The sequence below is a fragment of the Membranihabitans marinus genome (assembly GCF_019802045.1).
Taxonomy (GTDB): Bacteria; Bacteroidota; Bacteroidia; order Chitinophagales; family Saprospiraceae; genus Membranihabitans; species Membranihabitans marinus_A.
On record NZ_JAHVHU010000002.1, the window covers coordinates 48,944 to 64,848 of the forward strand.

Sequence of the window (15,905 nt, forward strand, 5' to 3'; positions counted from 1 at the left end):
ATCAGATTTGATTGTACTGACGATCATAGTATTCCTGGTAGGAGCCATCGGTGATGTTGTCCAGCCAGTCTTCATTGTCCAGGTACCAGTCGATGGTTTTATCGATGCCTTCTTCAAACTGAAGGGAAGGTTTCCAGCCCAGTTCTTTTTCGATTTTAGAGGCATCAATGGCATACCTGAAATCATGGCCCGACCGATCTTTTACAAAAGTAATTAATTTTCGTGCACTGCCCGGCGGGCGATTGAGTTTTTCATCCATCTGGTCACAGATGACGTGGATGAGGTCGAGATTGGACCACTCATTGTGGCCGCCAATGTTGTAGGTTTCCCCCGAGCGTCCATTCCGAAAAACCGATTCGATGGCTCCCGCATGGTCTTCGACATAGAGCCAGTCCCGCACATTGTCGCCTGCGCCGTAGACCGGAAGGGGTTTTTCGTGTTTGATGTTGTGGATGAAAAGCGGAATCAGCTTTTCGGGAAATTGATTGGGGCCGTAATTGTTTGAACAATTTGAGATCACTACGGGCATCCCATAGGTGTGGTACCAGGAACGAACCAGGTGGTCCGATGCTGCTTTGGACGCGGAATACGGACTCCGCGGGTCATAGGCTGTTTCTTCGGTGAACATTCCTTCGTGATCGAGGGAGCCGTACACCTCATCGGTGGAGACGTGGAAAAACAAATTTTTGTCCCGGGTCGTATCGTCCGGCCAGTTGGTTCGTGCCGCGTGCAGCAGATTGGCCGTTCCCGTGATATTACTCCGGATAAAGATCAACGGGTCGTGGATTGACCGGTCCACATGGGATTCGGCAGCCAGATGAATGACGTGGGTGATGTCCTTTTCTTTGAACAGTTTTTGCATCGCTTCCAGATCGGCAATGTCGGCCTGGATAAAACTGTAGTTGGGCGCATCTTCTACATCGGTCAGGTTTTCAAGGTTGCCCGCATAGGTGAGCGCATCCAGGTTGTAAATATGGGCTTCCGGAAATTCCCGGACAAATCGTCGAACGACATGGGAACCGATAAATCCGGCACCGCCGGTAATTAGAATATTCATATTTTAGATGTTTGGTGTTTGGTGTATTGTGGTAGTTTTCGGGTTTCAGTTTGCAGCTTAGCTTTACCGGGCTTTTTTCAATGTGGGGTGGTGTAGTTCGCGGTTTGGTTTTTACGGATTGTTTTTGTTTTTGTTTTTGGGTTTCTGTGGGAGCTTAACTTTGTCGGATTCTGTCATCGTGGGTTGGTATGGTTTGAGGTTTGGTTTTTACGCATTGTTTTTGTTTCGAGTTGGGAAGAGTAGCGGGAGTATCGGAACGGGGGAATACCCAACGAACGGTGTTACCCTCTAAAACCAATTCAGGTCTTACTGCTCCCCGCGTATCCTCTGCACCAATTGGCGGCGGTCCACGGTTTATAAACTAAGCCGAAAGCCTAAGAACTACAAACCACAAACCACAAACTACAAACTACAAACTAGTACCTATCCCCAATCCATTTCAGGTATTTGCCATAGCCACTTTTGAGCAAGGGTTGAGCCAGCGTCATCAGCTGGTCTTTGTCGATCCATTTCATGCGGTAGGCGATTTCTTCGATGCATCCGATTTTGAGATCCTGCCGGTGTTCGATGACGCGAACAAATTCGGAAGCATTGTGGAGTGATTCGAAGGTTCCGGTGTCCAGCCAGGCCGTGCCGCGGTTCATGACGGCCACTTTGAGTTTTTCGCGGGACAGGTATTCTTTGTTTACATCCGTGATCTCGTATTCGCCCCGGGCAGAAGGCTGCAGGTTCTTGGCGATATCGATCACATTGTTGTCGTAAAAATAAAGACCGGGCACAGCATACGAAGATTTGGGGTGGTCGGGTTTTTCTTCGATGGAAATGACCTTGTGGTCCTCATCAAATTCGACCACTCCATACCGGCGCGGATCTTTGACCGAATAGGCAAATACAAAAGCACCGTCCGGATCCGTGCACGACTGGAGCAGATGACTCAGTCCGCTGCCGTGGAAGATATTGTCTCCCAGTACGAGGGCTACTTTGTCGTCACCGATAAACTCCTCGCCGATCACAAACGCCTGCGCCAGGCCATTGGGGACTTCCTGAACCGCATAGTGAAACGAGCAGCCCAGATCCAAGCCGTCGCCCAATAAATGTCTGAACTGTGCATTGTCCTCCGGGGTGGTAATGATAAGTATATCACGGATGCCCGCGAGCATAAGTATGGACAGGGGATAATAGATCATGGGTTTGTCATATATCGGCATCAGTTGCTTTGATATGCCTTTTGTGATGGGATACAATCTGGTCCCGGATCCACCCGCTAAAATAATTCCTTTCATGATATGAATTTGTTCAAGAAATGTTCAAAATAGATTTTGTGCGTTGCTGAACGGGTATGGCTTCGCCTTCCATATGTCGGAGTGACTATGTTGCCCTTGTTACCCATACCGTGGTATGTCATCCTGATAATCAGGTCGTTCTTTAAATTTTCAAGCCGGCTATATTCCGGCATTTTTCATGGATGTTTCGCTTTATTGGGGTTCGTATTTAATTAATCCTCGCAGTGAGAAACGATTCATTATATAGATTGTTATATTTGGACCCGTCTTAATATTGTTGACCTTGGAAAACAATGTATCGTTATCGGTATAAAACAAAAATAGTAAATTGCAGGATAACGAATAGCACAAAACAGAACACAAAGCATAAAGTTATGAATCTGAATATCAAAGGCAAAAAATTTCTTATCCTGGGTGCGAGCAGTGGTTTCGGCCGCCACGTTGCACAACGGGTACACGATGAAGGAGGATTGCCTGTTTTGGTGGCCCGGTCGGAAGATGCGCTGAAGGATTTTAAGGAAAAAAATGCTTCATCTTCGGTGGTCTGTGCTGATTTGTTCTCTACGGAAGGGTTGTCCAAAGTATTGGATGTCATCGAAGCAACAGATTTTTACGGGGTGTTGATCAATGCCGGCGGTCCGCCGGCCGGTTCATTTCCTATGGATGATATGGCGCAATGGGATCAGGGGTATGATGTGGTGTTGCGATGGAAGATCGAATTGCTTCGGTCGCTGGTACCGCGTTTGGAGTCGAGTGGGTCCGGCCGGATTGTCTTTATCGAAAGTGTCTCTGTGCGACAGCCCATCGATGGTTTGATTCTCAGTAATGTGTTTCGCATGGCGGTGGTCGGCCTGATGAAGTCGATGGTGAATGAGATGGATCAAAAAGATGTGTTGATGAATATCCTGGCGCCGGGTTATCATCGAACGAACCGTTTGGAAAATCTGATCGCTAAGCAAAGTGAAGAGCAGGGGCGGAGTGAAACAGAAATTGCCGATAACATGGCTGCCAATACCCCGTTGAAAAAGCTGGGTGATCCGGCTAGTTTCGCTGAATTGGCGGTTTGGTTGCTGTCGCCCCAAAATCAATATGTGACTGGCCAGATTATACCGGTCGATGGGGGATTGGCGAAAGGAGTTTGATTAATTATAGATTATAGATTATAGATTATAGATTATAGATGGTTGATTGTAGATTGTTGATTGTTGATGGAGTTTAGAACTTAGTTCTTAGATTGTAGATGGTTGAGACTGGAAACTGGAAACTGGACATCAGGGATTTGCAAGCCTATGAATCCTGAGGACTTGACAAAGTACTCGGGAGAACGGATTGTAAAGCCCAGTGGATTTAGTCCGAAACTGGAGGCTGGAAACTGGAGGATGGAGTTTAGGACTTAGTTCTTAGATTATAGATTGTTGATGGTTGATGGTTGATGGAGTTTAGAACTTAGAACTTAGTTCTTAGATTGTAGATTGTGGGTGGTTGATGGTTGATTGTGGATTGTGGATGGATGATATTCTAGAATATTCAAAAATACAAGTGCTCTGATGTCGATGTATGAATCTATTCTGAAGCCGTATATGTTTCGGCGTGACGCCGAAGAAGCACACACTAAAACGATGGCTTTACTGAGACTGGCTGCTTCTGTGCCCGGTGGAAAGGCAATGCTAAAGCGTCGGTTTGTGCTCACCGATGCCCGACTGGAAAAAACCCTGATGGGGATTTCGTTTAAAAATCCGGTGGGGCTGGCGGCCGGCTTTGATAAGGACGGGAAATACATTGATTTATTGCCGTTGCTGGGGTTTGGGTTTGCCGAGATAGGGACCGTTACCCCGCGTGCGCAGGTGGGTAATCCACGTCCACGGTTGTTTCGGTTGGAAAAGGATGAAGCGTTGATTAACCGGATGGGGTTTAATAACGAAGGGGTGATGGCGTTAAAACGCCGCCTGGAACAACGAAAGGATTCCCGTTTTGTATTGGGAGCGAATATTGGAAAAAACAAGGACACCGCCAATGATGATGCTTTTAAGGATTATGTGATTTGTTTTAGAGAACTACGGTCACTGGTGAATTTTTTTGTAATTAATGTTTCCTCTCCCAATACGCCCGGTCTTCGAGAATTGCAGAACAAGGAAAGCTTACGGCGAATTCTGGGCAGTGTTCAGTCGATCAATGAAAGCAGAATTCCGGTTCTGCTTAAAATTGCTCCGGATATGAACCTTCATTTGCTGGATGATATCATGGAGGTATTGGGTGAAACTCAAATGGATGGAATTGTTTGTCACAATACGACGATCAGGCGGGCGCCTTTGAAGACCAGTGCTGCAGACATAGAACAGCTTGGTGCCGGCGGCTTGAGTGGCCGACCGCTGGATGCCATGTTTCAGAATCTACTTTATGAAGTGGATCAACGATTGCCCCGGGGGGCCGTACGGATCGGATCCGGCGGGGTCCACGATGCAGAGACGGCGCTGCGAAAATTAAAAACCGGTGCAGATCTCGTCGAGGTGTACACCGGTCTGATTTATCAGGGACCTGGTTTTGTCCGTCAAATTTTGTCCCGTTTACTTTCGGAGAATACGTAACCCCTGGAAGTCAAACGACCCCTGAATACGGAAATGACTCTATTCCATCACGCCACGGACAGGATGTGGTCGATCCATCTGGGGTGCAAGAACCAAAACATCTTTGTTTTGGGCGGGTAGAATACGGGCACCGAACCACGCTTTTTATCGGATATCAGAACTTCTGGGAACAGCGTCCAGATTGTTTGGGGATTAATACATGGATGCATTATATATTCAGGCGTCTTATTAGAATGACGCCGTATATAAAGCGGTTGTTTCTAATCCTTTTATAATTCAATAATTTTGAGGCCCTGCGGGTGCATCATTATGTTCCGAATATATGACTTCTGGTTTCAGAGATGGTTCCTCTTGGGTCGACGTATAGCACCTGTAGGGCACGGCAAGCCTGGGTCGTTATTGACCAGAGCGCATTTTGCTCACAGGATGCATGGACAGCCGATTACCGAAGCCGTCGCAGCATAAGTTCTTTGTTCTCCATGGCGCGCTGCACGATTTCCTCTCCAAATTCTGTAAATTCCAGTTTTTTCTCGATGCGTTTGCCTTGCTTAGCACCTTCAATAAACTTCAGCAAGTCCTTTTTCATAAGCTGCTGCACCGAAAGGGTAATATTGGGTACTGATTCGCCGATTTCTTTCAATGCATTGCTGATGTCCCGGGCTTTGAACTCGGTCATTCCTCGCTTGGTTTTGAGAAAAGCAGCCGCCAGTAATGTTTTGTCTGAAGACGATTTAATATTGATATCAGCCAATAATTCTTTTAGATTTTTATACTGGCGGATTGCTGCGATGGAAATGAAGGAGGACAGATTGTCATTGTTGTCCTGGAACATGACCGGTTCGCTTTCATCCTGGTGTCCGTTTTCCGAATTGGTTTCTTCGTTTCTTTGTTCGTTTACCTTATTCTTGAGCCACTCAATGACCCGGTTTTGCTCTGGTAACGAGAGCTGCGAGATAATAGAATAGGTATCCGCCATTGCCTTTAATTCATTTTGAATGTGAATCATTTTTTGTTAATTGTGATTTTAAGTTAATAAGTAATCGCTTGCTCTTTCGCTAGTGCAAAAGAGTTGATTTCGCGGCATTAAGTAGGGTATGCCACAAATATAATCATTTCCCCAGAGTGGGTAGTTGGGTATATTGACTATATATATTATTTAACAAAATAATCGAAATAATCCGCAATTTAGTAATAGCTTAACACGTGATTTATGTTATTTAGTTTTCCTTATCTAAGGTGTCGCAGAAAATGAAGCTAAATATTTTACTAGTTTGTTTGGATATTTCAAATATAAAACGTATATTTACGTTGAATTGATGGGTATTGGGTTTCGAAGTGAAACTAATTCCAGATCCCGAATACATTCAAAATTTTAAATATTAAATACTGAAAAATGAAACTGACAAAAGCAGAAGAAGAAATTATGCAGATATTGTGGGAAATCGAGCCCTGTCTGGTGACTGATATAATCAAGCACATGGGAACCCCCGACACACCTCATTCCACTATTTCTTCCATTGTGCGTATCCTGGAGCGCAAGGGGTATGTGGATCATAAGGCTTATGGACGCACCCACGAATATTTTTCGGTGGTCAAGAAAGAAGATTATAGTAAAAACCGATTAAATAAATTCGTTCGGGATTATTTTGACGGGTCGCCCAAGCAACTGGTTTCCTTCCTCGTGCGGGAGAAAGAGATCGACCGGGAGGAGTTGAGTCAGTATCTGGAAGAAATGGATGACGAATAAAATATGAGAAATGGTTACTTATCTGTTGCAACTGACATTGTGCTGGACGCTGTTCTATATCGCTTATCATTTTTTGCTAAGCGGAGAGACGCATTTTCGTTGCAATAGATGGTACCTGTTGGTTGCGCTTGGGCTGGGGATGGTGTTGCCTCTCATTAGTTGGGAAAGCATTTTTCTTCATCAACCCGAAAGTTTCGGCCACCTTTACATTGCGCCGCTGAACACCCAATTAGCAGAATGGGAGGGTGCCATTTCTGCCACCGCACCAGAATCGATGAACTGGTATTCACTGATGTGGGTTGTTTATGGGGTCGGCGCACTGACAACTGCCCTGCATCTCCTGCGATCCTGGTGGAGAATCCTTCGGATCCGCCGTCAATCCGAGCAGCACACCTGTGCTGGGTACACCCTGGTGTTGACGCCTCAGCCCCTGATGCCTTTTTCATTTTTAAGTTCTATTTATATGTCCCGGGATTTTTACCGGGATTCTCCGGATGTCGATAAGATTTTAGCGCATGAATTATTTCATGTTCAGGCGCGTCACAGCATCGATGTAGTCGTCCTGGAAGTGCTGAAAGTGGTTTTTTGGTTTCATCCGGTGGTCTATGTGTATAAGCATGAACTACAGCAGGTTCATGAGTATCAGGCCGATGATGCAGCTTGCCGTATAAGTACTAAGAAGCAATATGGAAGATTGCTTCTAAAACATGTCTCTTCCTCGATGGCTTCTCCCCTGGCTAATCCTTTCTTTAATTCACAACTAAAAAACAGATTTATCATGATGACTAAAAAACCTTCCACCCGACACAGTATTTTAAAGTATTTGATCATGATTCCATTGGTTGGTCTGGCCATCTTGTTGTTTTCTTATACCGATCAGGGAAAAGCCATGTTGTCCGCACCTCTTCTGCAACAAGATACGTTGATGCCACCTCCGCCCCCGGCACCACCATTGCCCGGTATTGGAGAAGAAATCATGTTGGGAGAGGATAAGTATGTAGTCAGCACTTCCGATTTGCTCTATGTGGACGGGCAGCGTATCGGTACGCTGACAGATGAGTTAATTGATACATACGCTGCGAATGGACCCTGGGTTTTTGAAGTGTTTACACCTGAGGCGGCGAAAGCTCGGATTGATCCCGGCATCGATGGCTATGTGTACAGCATTCGTAAAAGAGCACCCGGGTTGGATCAGGTAAATAAAACATACAATCCAGCGGGTCGACAAGAAGGTGAGATTTTTCGCGTGGTCGAAGAAATGCCCCGGTTTCCGGGTTGTGAAGGGATGGAGGGCACTTCGCGGGAGATTAAATCTTGTGCCGATCGGAAGATGTTGGAATTCCTGTACAGCAACATCCGCTATCCGGCTATAGCCCGAGACAACGGCGTGGAAGGCAATGTGGTGTTGAGTTTTATTGTCGAGAAAGACGGCTCCATTTCCAATCCCAAGGTGATTCGTGATCCCGGTGCGGGGTTGGGGGATGAAGCCTTGCGGATCGTCGACATGATGGCTGAACTCCCCGAAAAATGGACGCCGGGCGTTCAACGGGGACGGAACGTGCGGGTTCAGTTTATTTTACCGGTGAAATTTCAATTGAAATCCAAGAAAGAGGAAGGAAGCAAATCAGGCCGGCCGCTTTTTGTGCTGGATGATGAAGTATTGGGAACAGTGGATATTGAGGAGCTCAACGAATCCATCAGTCCAGAAGATATTGAGTCTGTAAATGTCTTAAAAGGTGAGTCTGCGATCAAGAAATATGGAGAAAAAGGCCGCGATGGGGTGGTGGAGATTACGACAAAATGGCGCCACGCCAATACATCCGTGCAGCTGAAAGTCGCCAATATCCGGATTTATCCGGTGCCCGCTCAGGACTTGTTGAATGTGGAGGGCGTCGTCACCCAGGATGGTGCGTATGAGTTAGAGGTCCGGGATCTGAAAGGGAGCGCGGTTCGATCACATGCAATTAATGTCCAGGATGGGATGATCAAAACTCAGCTCATGGTCAATGGTTTGGCAACCGGTCCCTATGTACTGATGATCGTGCACAATGGAAAAGTATTCTCAAAAGCGTTTGTGAAGCAATGAGGTAGGGGCGCTCTGCTGTTGGGACGCTATGCTTTGGGACGCCTCCCTGCCTCCCTACTTCGTCACGGGAGGTAAACTTCGCGACGGGTGCTTGGGTGTGGAGATGGTTCTTGAGATTTTAGTGAAGCTTAGCTTGGATGGGGTTTTGCTTATTCCGTAATGGTGTGGTTTGTGGTTTGGTGCTTGGGTGTTCAAATAGTTTCTGGGATTTAAAAGAGTCGCTTATTCGTTTTGGTGCTTTCCGATCATATGTGGTATGGTTTGTAGTTTGTGGTTTGCAGTTTGGAACTAGTGTGGTAGTCTCGATCTGCTGATCTAGGTCTCCTTCTCTCGTGTGGCCTGTCAGCACTTCACGGTCTGCGGTCTGCCGTCTTCGGTCATTCTTCCTCGCCCCAGTAAAATGAACTTTGGTCCACTCTGATCTTTTGTTTGGTCTGGTGGCGTTGGCGCTGCCGTGCGAGAACAAGTTCGGCCAGACCTTGTGCGATGGGTGCTCCGGTACCGCTGTGCAGCACCTTTTTGATTTTTTGTTCATCAATATCGAGTCGATAGAGGGTGCTCAGCAGTAAATCGGTTTCGTGATCCAGCATATAACCAATGCGTTTTTCAAGCCATCTCCTCAGTTTTTCGGGGTTCTCTGCTGGTGCTTCTACACCAAAGTTGTGCATAATGAGGTCAGTCATCAACGTGTATTTTTTGCAGGTTTGTAAAATCAAGAATATCATCTACGTAATCTCTGGTGTTGGACAGTCTGGGCACCTTGACCTGAGATCCTTGCCGGTTTTGGCTCTTTAACCACTTTTCAAAGGTGTTTTCAGGTAAAGCCGTAACAGATAATTGTTCCAATGCCAAATTTTTGGTTCGTTTGGCCGCATAATCTGAGTTTACCTTTTGGAGTTCATCGTCCAGTACGGTTGCAAAGGTGTGCAGGCTTTCCGGCGGGTGCTGGAATTCGATCAGCCAGTCGTGCCGGCCTTTTTCGCCATCTTCGAGGTAGCGCGGTGCCACGGTATAGTCTTTGATTTCACTGAGGGTCTTGGCTGCGGTACGGCTGATCGCGGTGTCCGTGTTGTGGATCATCACCTCTTCTCCAAATGCATTGATGTACTGTCGGGTGCGGCCCACAATCCGAAATTGGTAGGGATTGTTGTTTGTAAACCGGATGGTATCTCCGATGTCGTACCGCCACAACCCGGACGACGTGGAAATAATCACCGCATAGTCGACATTTAATTTGACATCTTCGAGCGGGATCACATTTTGATGGGGACTGCCATATTCACTCATGGCCACAAATTCGTAAAATACCCCGTTGTCCAGCAGAAGAATCATATCTTCATCCGGCCGGTATTGCGTGCCAAAATAACCTTCTGAAGCATTGTAAACTTCCTGAAAGATGAAATCATCCCGGGGAATCATCTGACGAAACTGATTTCGATACGGCTGAAAGTTCACACCGCCATGGATGTACAGCCGCAATTCCGGCCATACTTCAAGCATATGGGCCGCCCCTGTTTTTTGAAGAATTTTTCTGAATAAAACCAGGTTCCACGTCGGGACACCTCCGATGGTTCCGATATTGGGCTCTCGCAAGGCGAGGTCCGCTGTGAGATCGAGCTTTTTCTCCCAATCCTCCATAATGGCTGTCTTGACATCGGGCATATAAAAAGGACGTCCGATCAATGGCAGATTGGTGATCATAATGGCAGAGACGTCACCGATGATGGTTTCCGGATTGTCCTTGAAATGGGACAGACTGCCACCGAGAATAAGACTTTTCTTTTCGAAGAGCTGTAAGTTGGGGTGGTAGTGGTACAAAATGGACAGGGTGTCCCAGCTGCCTTTCTTATGAGAATCGTTAAAATTTTCTTCGGAGACCGGTAAAAATTTGGATCGTGAGTTGGTTGTACCGCTGGATTTTGAATACCAGGTGATTCGACCTGGCCACAATACATCCCGTTCACCCAGCATCATGCGGTGAATGTGTGGCTGGAGGTCTTCATAGCTTGACAATGGAAGCCGGCTTCGAAATGAATCGTAGGAAGTCAGTTCCTCGTACTGATATTTTCGACCCCATTCGGTATGGCGCGCCGTTTCGATGAGGTGGTCAAACAAGCCGTATTGATATTCAAATGGTGATTGCATGACCTGTGTCAACGCGCGGTATTTTGACTTGAGAAACAGTTTGACCGTTTTATTGACCAGGCTTTTCATAAAGCGGGTTTAACCAGATATAATAGGACAAATTTCATATTCAGTGGCTTCATATCTCTGTGGTTTCATGGTGCCATAAAATATAAATTAATTGATTAGGAAAGCACATCTTCGGACACATATTTCCGGAGGAATTTTGCCGTAAAACTTTCTTTGACTTGCGCTACCTCTTCAGGGGTCCCCTGAGCAATGACCTGCCCCCCGTGCTTTCCGCCTTCCGGCCCGATGTCTATGATGTGATCTGCGGTCTTGATTACATCCATATTGTGTTCTATGATTATAAATGTATTGCCTTTGTCGATGAGTTTCTGTACGACCTGCAGCAACCGTTCGATGTCTTGAAAATGAAGCCCGGTGGTCGGTTCATCCAGAATGTAAAGCGTGTTGCCGGTGTCTCGCTTGGCCAGTTCTTCGGCCAGCTTGACCCGTTGGGCCTCACCGCCTGACAGTGTGGTCGCTGATTGTCCCAGCGTGATGTAGCCCAACCCGACATCCTGGATGGTTTTGAGTTTTCGGTATATTTTAGGCACCGGTTCGAAGAACTCAACGGCCTCATCTACCGTCATTTTGAGAATATCGCTGATGTTTTTTCCCTTATACAGGATTTCGAGTGTTTCACGGTTGAATCGTTTTCCAAAACAGGTGGGGCATTCGATGTACACATTGGGAATAAAATTCATTTCGATCTCTTTCATTCCCGCTCCACCGCAGTCTTCGCACCGTCCCCCTTTGACATTAAAAGAAAACCGACCGATTTTGTACCCTCTTATTTTGGCTTCCGGAACTTCGGCATATAGTTTTCGGATGTCAGTAAATACATTGGTGTAGGTAGCCGGGTTGGAGCGCGGGGTCCGTCCGATGGGCGATTGATCGATGTCAATCACTTTGTCAAGATTTTCGATCCCATGAATCGCGTCGTGCTCCAGTGGATCCTTCAGGCTGTTGTGAAAGTGCTTCCGCAAAGCGGGGTAAATCGTTTCGTTGATCAGGGTCGACTTGCCGCTTCCGGAGACGCCCGTAATGCAGGTTAGGGTTTGCAAAGGGATGTCCACGGTGATGTTTTTCAGATTGTGCCCCCTGGCCCCTGTGACGGTCAGTGTTTTGCCGTTTCCCGGACGTCGTTCCCCGGGTACCGCTATTTCCATGGTGCCTTTGAGGTATTGCCCCGTAATACTTTGCGGGTCACTAATCACTTCTTCGGGATGACCGACCGATACGATGCGCCCGCCGAGTTTGCCGGCCCCCGGGCCGATGTCAATGAGGTAGTCTGATGCCAACATGATGTCTTCATCGTGTTCCACCACCAATACGGTGTTGTCGGCCTCGATCAAGCTGTGAAGTGCTGTGATCAGTCTTTGGTTGTCGCGCTGATGGAGTCCGATCGAAGGTTCATCCATGATGTAGGTGATGCCACTTAATTGAGAACCGATCTGATTGGCCAGGCGGGTTCGCTGGGATTCACCCCCTGAAAGCGACTTTGCAGGCCGGTTGAGTGTGAGGTAAGTCAGACCTACATCCAGTAAAAAACGAAGCCTGGTTTTGATTTCTTTCAGGACTTCTTTTCCGATGTTTTTTTGTTTTTCATTGAGGTGTTCCGGGAGCTGCTCCAACCAGTGATCCAGTTCATCAAGATCGAGGTGCGCTATTTCACCGATGTGGCGGTCATTAATCTTGAAATGCAGAGATTCTTTCTTTAACCGATATCCATGGCAGGCACTGCAATCCTGAAGTGACATAAATTCACCGGCCCATTTTCGGATGCGTTCCGACGTGCTGTCGTTGAACCAGCGATCAAGCATTTTGATAATCCCTTCGGAGAGGATGGAATTTTCGGACAAATCCAGGTTGCGAGCGGTGATTTCCACTTGTTCGCCCCCGCCATGGAGGATAATATCCAGTGCTTTTTTGGGGATTTCTGAAACCGGGGTGCCCAGGGTAAATCCAAAATGTTTGGCCAAAGCTTTTAGTTGGTCAAATGTTCTGTTTTCCCGGCGTTCTCCGATGGGGGGTATGGCGCCCTTGTTGATGGACAAGGCCGGATCAGGCAACACCTTTTTCATATCCACCTCGTTGACATAGCCCAAGCCATTGCATTTGGGGCAGGCCCCGTAGGGTGAGTTGAATGAAAAACTATTGGGTGATGGGTCTTCATAAGAAATTCCGGAGTCGACATCCATCAGGTCTCGGCTGAATCGACTGATCTTTTTTTCTTTCATCTCTTCGATAAAAATCAGTCCTTCACCCATCTCAAAAGCGGTGGCAATCGATTTTTCCATGCGTTGCCGACGGTCCTCCAACACCTTGATGCGGTCAATGACGACTTCAATATCATGGACTTTGTACCGCTCCACGCGGAGACCTTTGGTCAGTTCTGTGAGTTTGCCATCGATCCGGACTTTGGAGAAGCCTTGTTTGCGGATTTGTTCAAACAGCTCCCGGTAATGGCCTTTCCGGCCCCGGACCAGGGGTGCCAGGATGGTGATGTTTTGTTCGTGAAACTCATTAAAAAGCCGCTCGATGATCTCCTCTTCCGTAAACTGCTGCATTTTCTTGCCCGACTTCCAGGAGTACGCTTCTCCGATCCGCGCATACAGCAGCCGAAACAAATCATAAAGCTCGGTGATCGTGCCGACCGTCGATCGGGGATTCCACCCGCTGGTCTTTTGTTCGATGGATATGACCGGACTCAGACCGGTAATCTGATCGACATCGGGGCGTTCCATTTTGCCGATAAATTGACGGGCGTAAATGCCAAAAGTCTCCATGTACCGACGCTGACCCTCTGCAAAAAGGGTGTCAAAAGCCAACGAGGACTTCCCGCTGCCACTGATGCCGGTAATGACCACGAACTTGTTTCGTGGAATCCTTACATCGATATCCTGTAAATTATTTTCCCGGGCACCCGAGATTGAGATATATTCCTGCTCTTCCAAATTTGATTCTTCTTTATTTTTCATACGTTGCTGCAAAACAGATCATCCCGGTGTACTGTCTTTTTAGATGGATCCATCGATTTACACTGATGGAAAGGGTCCGTAACCTGTTTTTGACTACTGCGAAATCAGTGGTCCAATTTACTTTTGAAAAATTTTCTGCAAAATTAACGTTTTGTAGTCAATTATGAGAATAAACTTCTCAACTGTAATCAATTACAATTTAAAGACCACATTGTTTTCATAATTTAGTCATTGCGTATCGGAATCTGCGGACCTGGTCAACGACGCAATGAATGGTTTTAATTCCTTCACTTTTTGACGGGCCGGCCATGCATTCCCATATCCATCGGGCGCATTCTTCAATGGCGGGCCCGGTGTGCTGCGTCCCTGCTCGATGGTGTGGATTAACTGGTCGTATAATTCCCGCACTTTACCGGGGTGTTCGGCATAGATGTTGTTGGTCTCCCCCGGGTCATCGGTGAGGTGGAAAAGCTGAACGGGCGGCAGATCCCCGTCGGAAGCAGCTTGCGGACGCGGGTCGGACCACCCGCCACTCCCGGGGCAGAGATTGAGTTTCCACGCTCCCTTTCGGATCGCAAAACTACCATTGATGGAAGAATGAATCGTAGCTTCCCGATGGAAGGAACTGGTGCTGGTGTCAGACCACATTGACAGCAGGGAGTAACTGTCCGCTCCCTGATCTTCGGGAACAGTGACCCGGGCCAGGTCCGCAAATGTGGAGTAAAAATCCGTGAGACAAATTGTGGTGTCGCACGTAGATCCGGGTTCCACCAATCGGGGGTACTTCACGACCGTCGGAACTCGGTGACCGCCTTCGTAAATATCTGCCTTGTGACCTCTGAACCAAGCGCTGGGGTGGTGTCCATGGGCAGCCAGTTCCTGAAAGTTGGCCATGGGCGAACAGCCGTTGTCTGAGGTGAAAACGACCAAAGTGTTGTCACTGATCCCCAGGCTATCCAGGCACTTCATCAGGTCGCCGACATAATGATCGATTTCCATGACGAAGTCTGCATAGGGGTTGATGCCGCTTTGGTCTTGCCAATCGGGCGTGGGCAAGATCGGCGTGTGCGGAGAGGGAAGAGCGAGGTATAAAAAGAATGGATTTTCTGTCTGACTTTGTTCCTTTATATAAGCCTGTGATTTTTTAAAAAAGTGCGGTGTGACCTCCTCCATGTGAAAATCAGGGGCGATCCACCCTTTTCGGTAAAATTCGTAGCCGCTCGTGGCCGGGATGATCGAATCCGGAACGGTGGTGACATACCTGTTTTCCACATACACATAGGGCGGGATATCCAGGGAGGCGATGTGTCCATAGGCATAGTCAAACCCCAGCTCATTGGGCCCGGCGGTAATGGGTTGGGTAAAATCAATCTCATTATTGTCGTCCAGCGCCCAGTCCCATCCCAGGTGCCATTTGCCGATAAATGCGGTCTGGTAGTGTGCTTTTTTCAGCAGATGAGCCACCGTTGTGGTGGTGGGAGTGATGAGGGCAGAGTCCCGGCCGAACAAGACCCCTTTTTTTAACGGAGATCGCCAATTGTATTGGCCGGTGAGAAGACCATACCGGGTTGGTGTGCACACGGAGGAGGAGGTGTGCGCATCGGTGAACATCATGCCCTCGTGCGCCATTTTATTTAAATAAGGTGTGCGAATTTTACTTTGCGGGTTGAAGACTTCGACATCGCCAAAACCCAGATCGTCAGCTAAAATAAAAATAATATTTGGCAGATGGGCGGATGAGCTTATTGATTCATCGGATTGGCAAGAAGTCGCCAAAAGTATAGAAGTTAAAATGACTATAATATATTTTGACATTTCCAATAATATGTTTTACTTTAATGCTAGTATTGAACTTTGTCGTTTTTATTCTAAACAAAGTGCCGTTACCTGGTGAAGGTTGAAACTTTAACGTTCTAAGATTGCGCCCGAATTTGCTCTCAAACCGGCGGGTTTAATCTTTTGAGTTAAAGGAATCT

11 protein-coding genes are annotated in these 15,905 nt (G+C 47.2%); 4 read left to right on the top strand and 7 right to left on the bottom strand.

Translation table 11 applies throughout. From position 1 onward, the window contains the following. Position 1: 1 nt before the first annotated feature. Entirely contained in the window at positions 2 to 1,057 is a 1,056-nt protein-coding gene (gene rfbB / locus KUV50_RS00700; RefSeq protein ID WP_222578157.1) for a dTDP-glucose 4,6-dehydratase, read from the bottom strand. Positions 1,058 to 1,473: 416 nt separating this feature from the next. After that, a complete protein-coding gene (rfbA, locus tag KUV50_RS00705) occupies positions 1,474 to 2,340 on the bottom strand; it encodes a glucose-1-phosphate thymidylyltransferase RfbA (RefSeq protein ID WP_222578158.1) in 867 nt (288 codons plus the stop codon). A gap of 374 nt (positions 2,341 to 2,714) precedes the next feature. On the opposite strand from rfbA, the gene KUV50_RS00710 reads away from it, so the two are divergent. Together KUV50_RS00710 and KUV50_RS00715 are read left to right on the top strand one after the other, a co-directional pair. Next, positions 2,715 to 3,482: an SDR family oxidoreductase gene (locus KUV50_RS00710; protein ID WP_222578159.1), complete on the top strand. Its 768-nt coding sequence runs from the start codon at positions 2,715 to 2,717 to the stop codon at positions 3,480 to 3,482. 405 nt (positions 3,483 to 3,887) lie between these two features. Continuing rightward, entirely contained in the window at positions 3,888 to 4,925 is a 1,038-nt protein-coding gene (locus KUV50_RS00715) for a quinone-dependent dihydroorotate dehydrogenase (RefSeq protein WP_222578160.1), read from the top strand. Between the two features lie 442 nt (positions 4,926 to 5,367). On the opposite strand, the gene KUV50_RS00720 is transcribed toward KUV50_RS00715, so the two are convergent. Beyond that, complete coding sequence (locus tag KUV50_RS00720; protein ID WP_222578161.1) at positions 5,368 to 5,931, bottom strand: hypothetical protein; 564 nt, start codon at positions 5,929 to 5,931, stop codon at positions 5,368 to 5,370. A gap of 387 nt (positions 5,932 to 6,318) precedes the next feature. Here KUV50_RS00720 and KUV50_RS00725 point away from each other — a divergent pair, with 387 nt between their 5' ends. Continuing rightward, positions 6,319 to 6,672, top strand: a complete 354-nt coding sequence (locus tag KUV50_RS00725; protein ID WP_222578162.1) for a BlaI/MecI/CopY family transcriptional regulator — start codon at positions 6,319 to 6,321, stop codon at positions 6,670 to 6,672. Positions 6,673 to 6,682: 10 nt separating this feature from the next. Further along, complete coding sequence (locus KUV50_RS00730) at positions 6,683 to 8,758, top strand: TonB family protein (protein ID WP_261394948.1); 2,076 nt, start codon at positions 6,683 to 6,685, stop codon at positions 8,756 to 8,758. Positions 8,759 to 9,135: 377 nt separating this feature from the next. Here KUV50_RS00730 and KUV50_RS00735 read toward each other — a convergent pair whose 3' ends face one another. From KUV50_RS00735 to KUV50_RS00750, 4 genes are all read right to left on the bottom strand, one after another. Next, positions 9,136 to 9,441: a hypothetical protein gene (locus KUV50_RS00735; RefSeq protein ID WP_222578163.1), complete on the bottom strand. Its 306-nt coding sequence runs from the start codon at positions 9,439 to 9,441 to the stop codon at positions 9,136 to 9,138. Next, positions 9,434 to 10,972 (bottom strand): GH3 auxin-responsive promoter family protein, encoded by a 1,539-nt coding sequence (locus KUV50_RS00740; RefSeq protein ID WP_222578164.1) that lies wholly within the window; start codon positions 10,970 to 10,972, stop codon positions 9,434 to 9,436. The genes KUV50_RS00735 and KUV50_RS00740 overlap by 8 nt, the downstream gene beginning before the upstream one ends. 95 nt (positions 10,973 to 11,067) lie before the next feature. Next, positions 11,068 to 13,929 (bottom strand): excinuclease ABC subunit UvrA, encoded by a 2,862-nt coding sequence (gene uvrA, locus KUV50_RS00745; protein ID WP_222578165.1) that lies wholly within the window; start codon positions 13,927 to 13,929, stop codon positions 11,068 to 11,070. Between the two features lie 228 nt (positions 13,930 to 14,157). Continuing rightward, a complete protein-coding gene (locus KUV50_RS00750) occupies positions 14,158 to 15,744 on the bottom strand; it encodes a sulfatase family protein (protein WP_222578166.1) in 1,587 nt (528 codons plus the stop codon). Between the last annotated feature and the right edge of the window lie 161 nt (positions 15,745 to 15,905).

What these genes read in the sequence shown, in the direction of transcription:
- rfbB (WP_222578157.1), bottom strand. Translation starts at nt 1,057, where the DNA reads ATGAATATTCTAATTACCGGCGGTGCCGGATTTATCGGTTCCCATGTC.
- rfbA (WP_222578158.1), bottom strand. Translation starts at nt 2,340, where the DNA reads ATGAAAGGAATTATTTTAGCGGGTGGATCCGGGACCAGATTGTATCCC.
- KUV50_RS00710 (WP_222578159.1), top strand. Translation starts at nt 2,715, where the DNA reads ATGAATCTGAATATCAAAGGCAAAAAATTTCTTATCCTGGGTGCGAGC.
- KUV50_RS00715 (WP_222578160.1), top strand. Translation starts at nt 3,888, where the DNA reads ATGTCGATGTATGAATCTATTCTGAAGCCGTATATGTTTCGGCGTGAC.
- KUV50_RS00720 (WP_222578161.1), bottom strand. Translation starts at nt 5,931, where the DNA reads ATGATTCACATTCAAAATGAATTAAAGGCAATGGCGGATACCTATTCT.
- KUV50_RS00725 (WP_222578162.1), top strand. Translation starts at nt 6,319, where the DNA reads ATGAAACTGACAAAAGCAGAAGAAGAAATTATGCAGATATTGTGGGAA.
- KUV50_RS00730 (WP_261394948.1), top strand. Translation starts at nt 6,683, where the DNA reads ATGGTTACTTATCTGTTGCAACTGACATTGTGCTGGACGCTGTTCTAT.
- KUV50_RS00735 (WP_222578163.1), bottom strand. Translation starts at nt 9,441, where the DNA reads ATGACTGACCTCATTATGCACAACTTTGGTGTAGAAGCACCAGCAGAG.
- KUV50_RS00740 (WP_222578164.1), bottom strand. Translation starts at nt 10,972, where the DNA reads ATGAAAAGCCTGGTCAATAAAACGGTCAAACTGTTTCTCAAGTCAAAA.
- uvrA (WP_222578165.1), bottom strand. Translation starts at nt 13,929, where the DNA reads ATGAAAAATAAAGAAGAATCAAATTTGGAAGAGCAGGAATATATCTCA.
- KUV50_RS00750 (WP_222578166.1), bottom strand. Translation starts at nt 15,744, where the DNA reads ATGTCAAAATATATTATAGTCATTTTAACTTCTATACTTTTGGCGACT.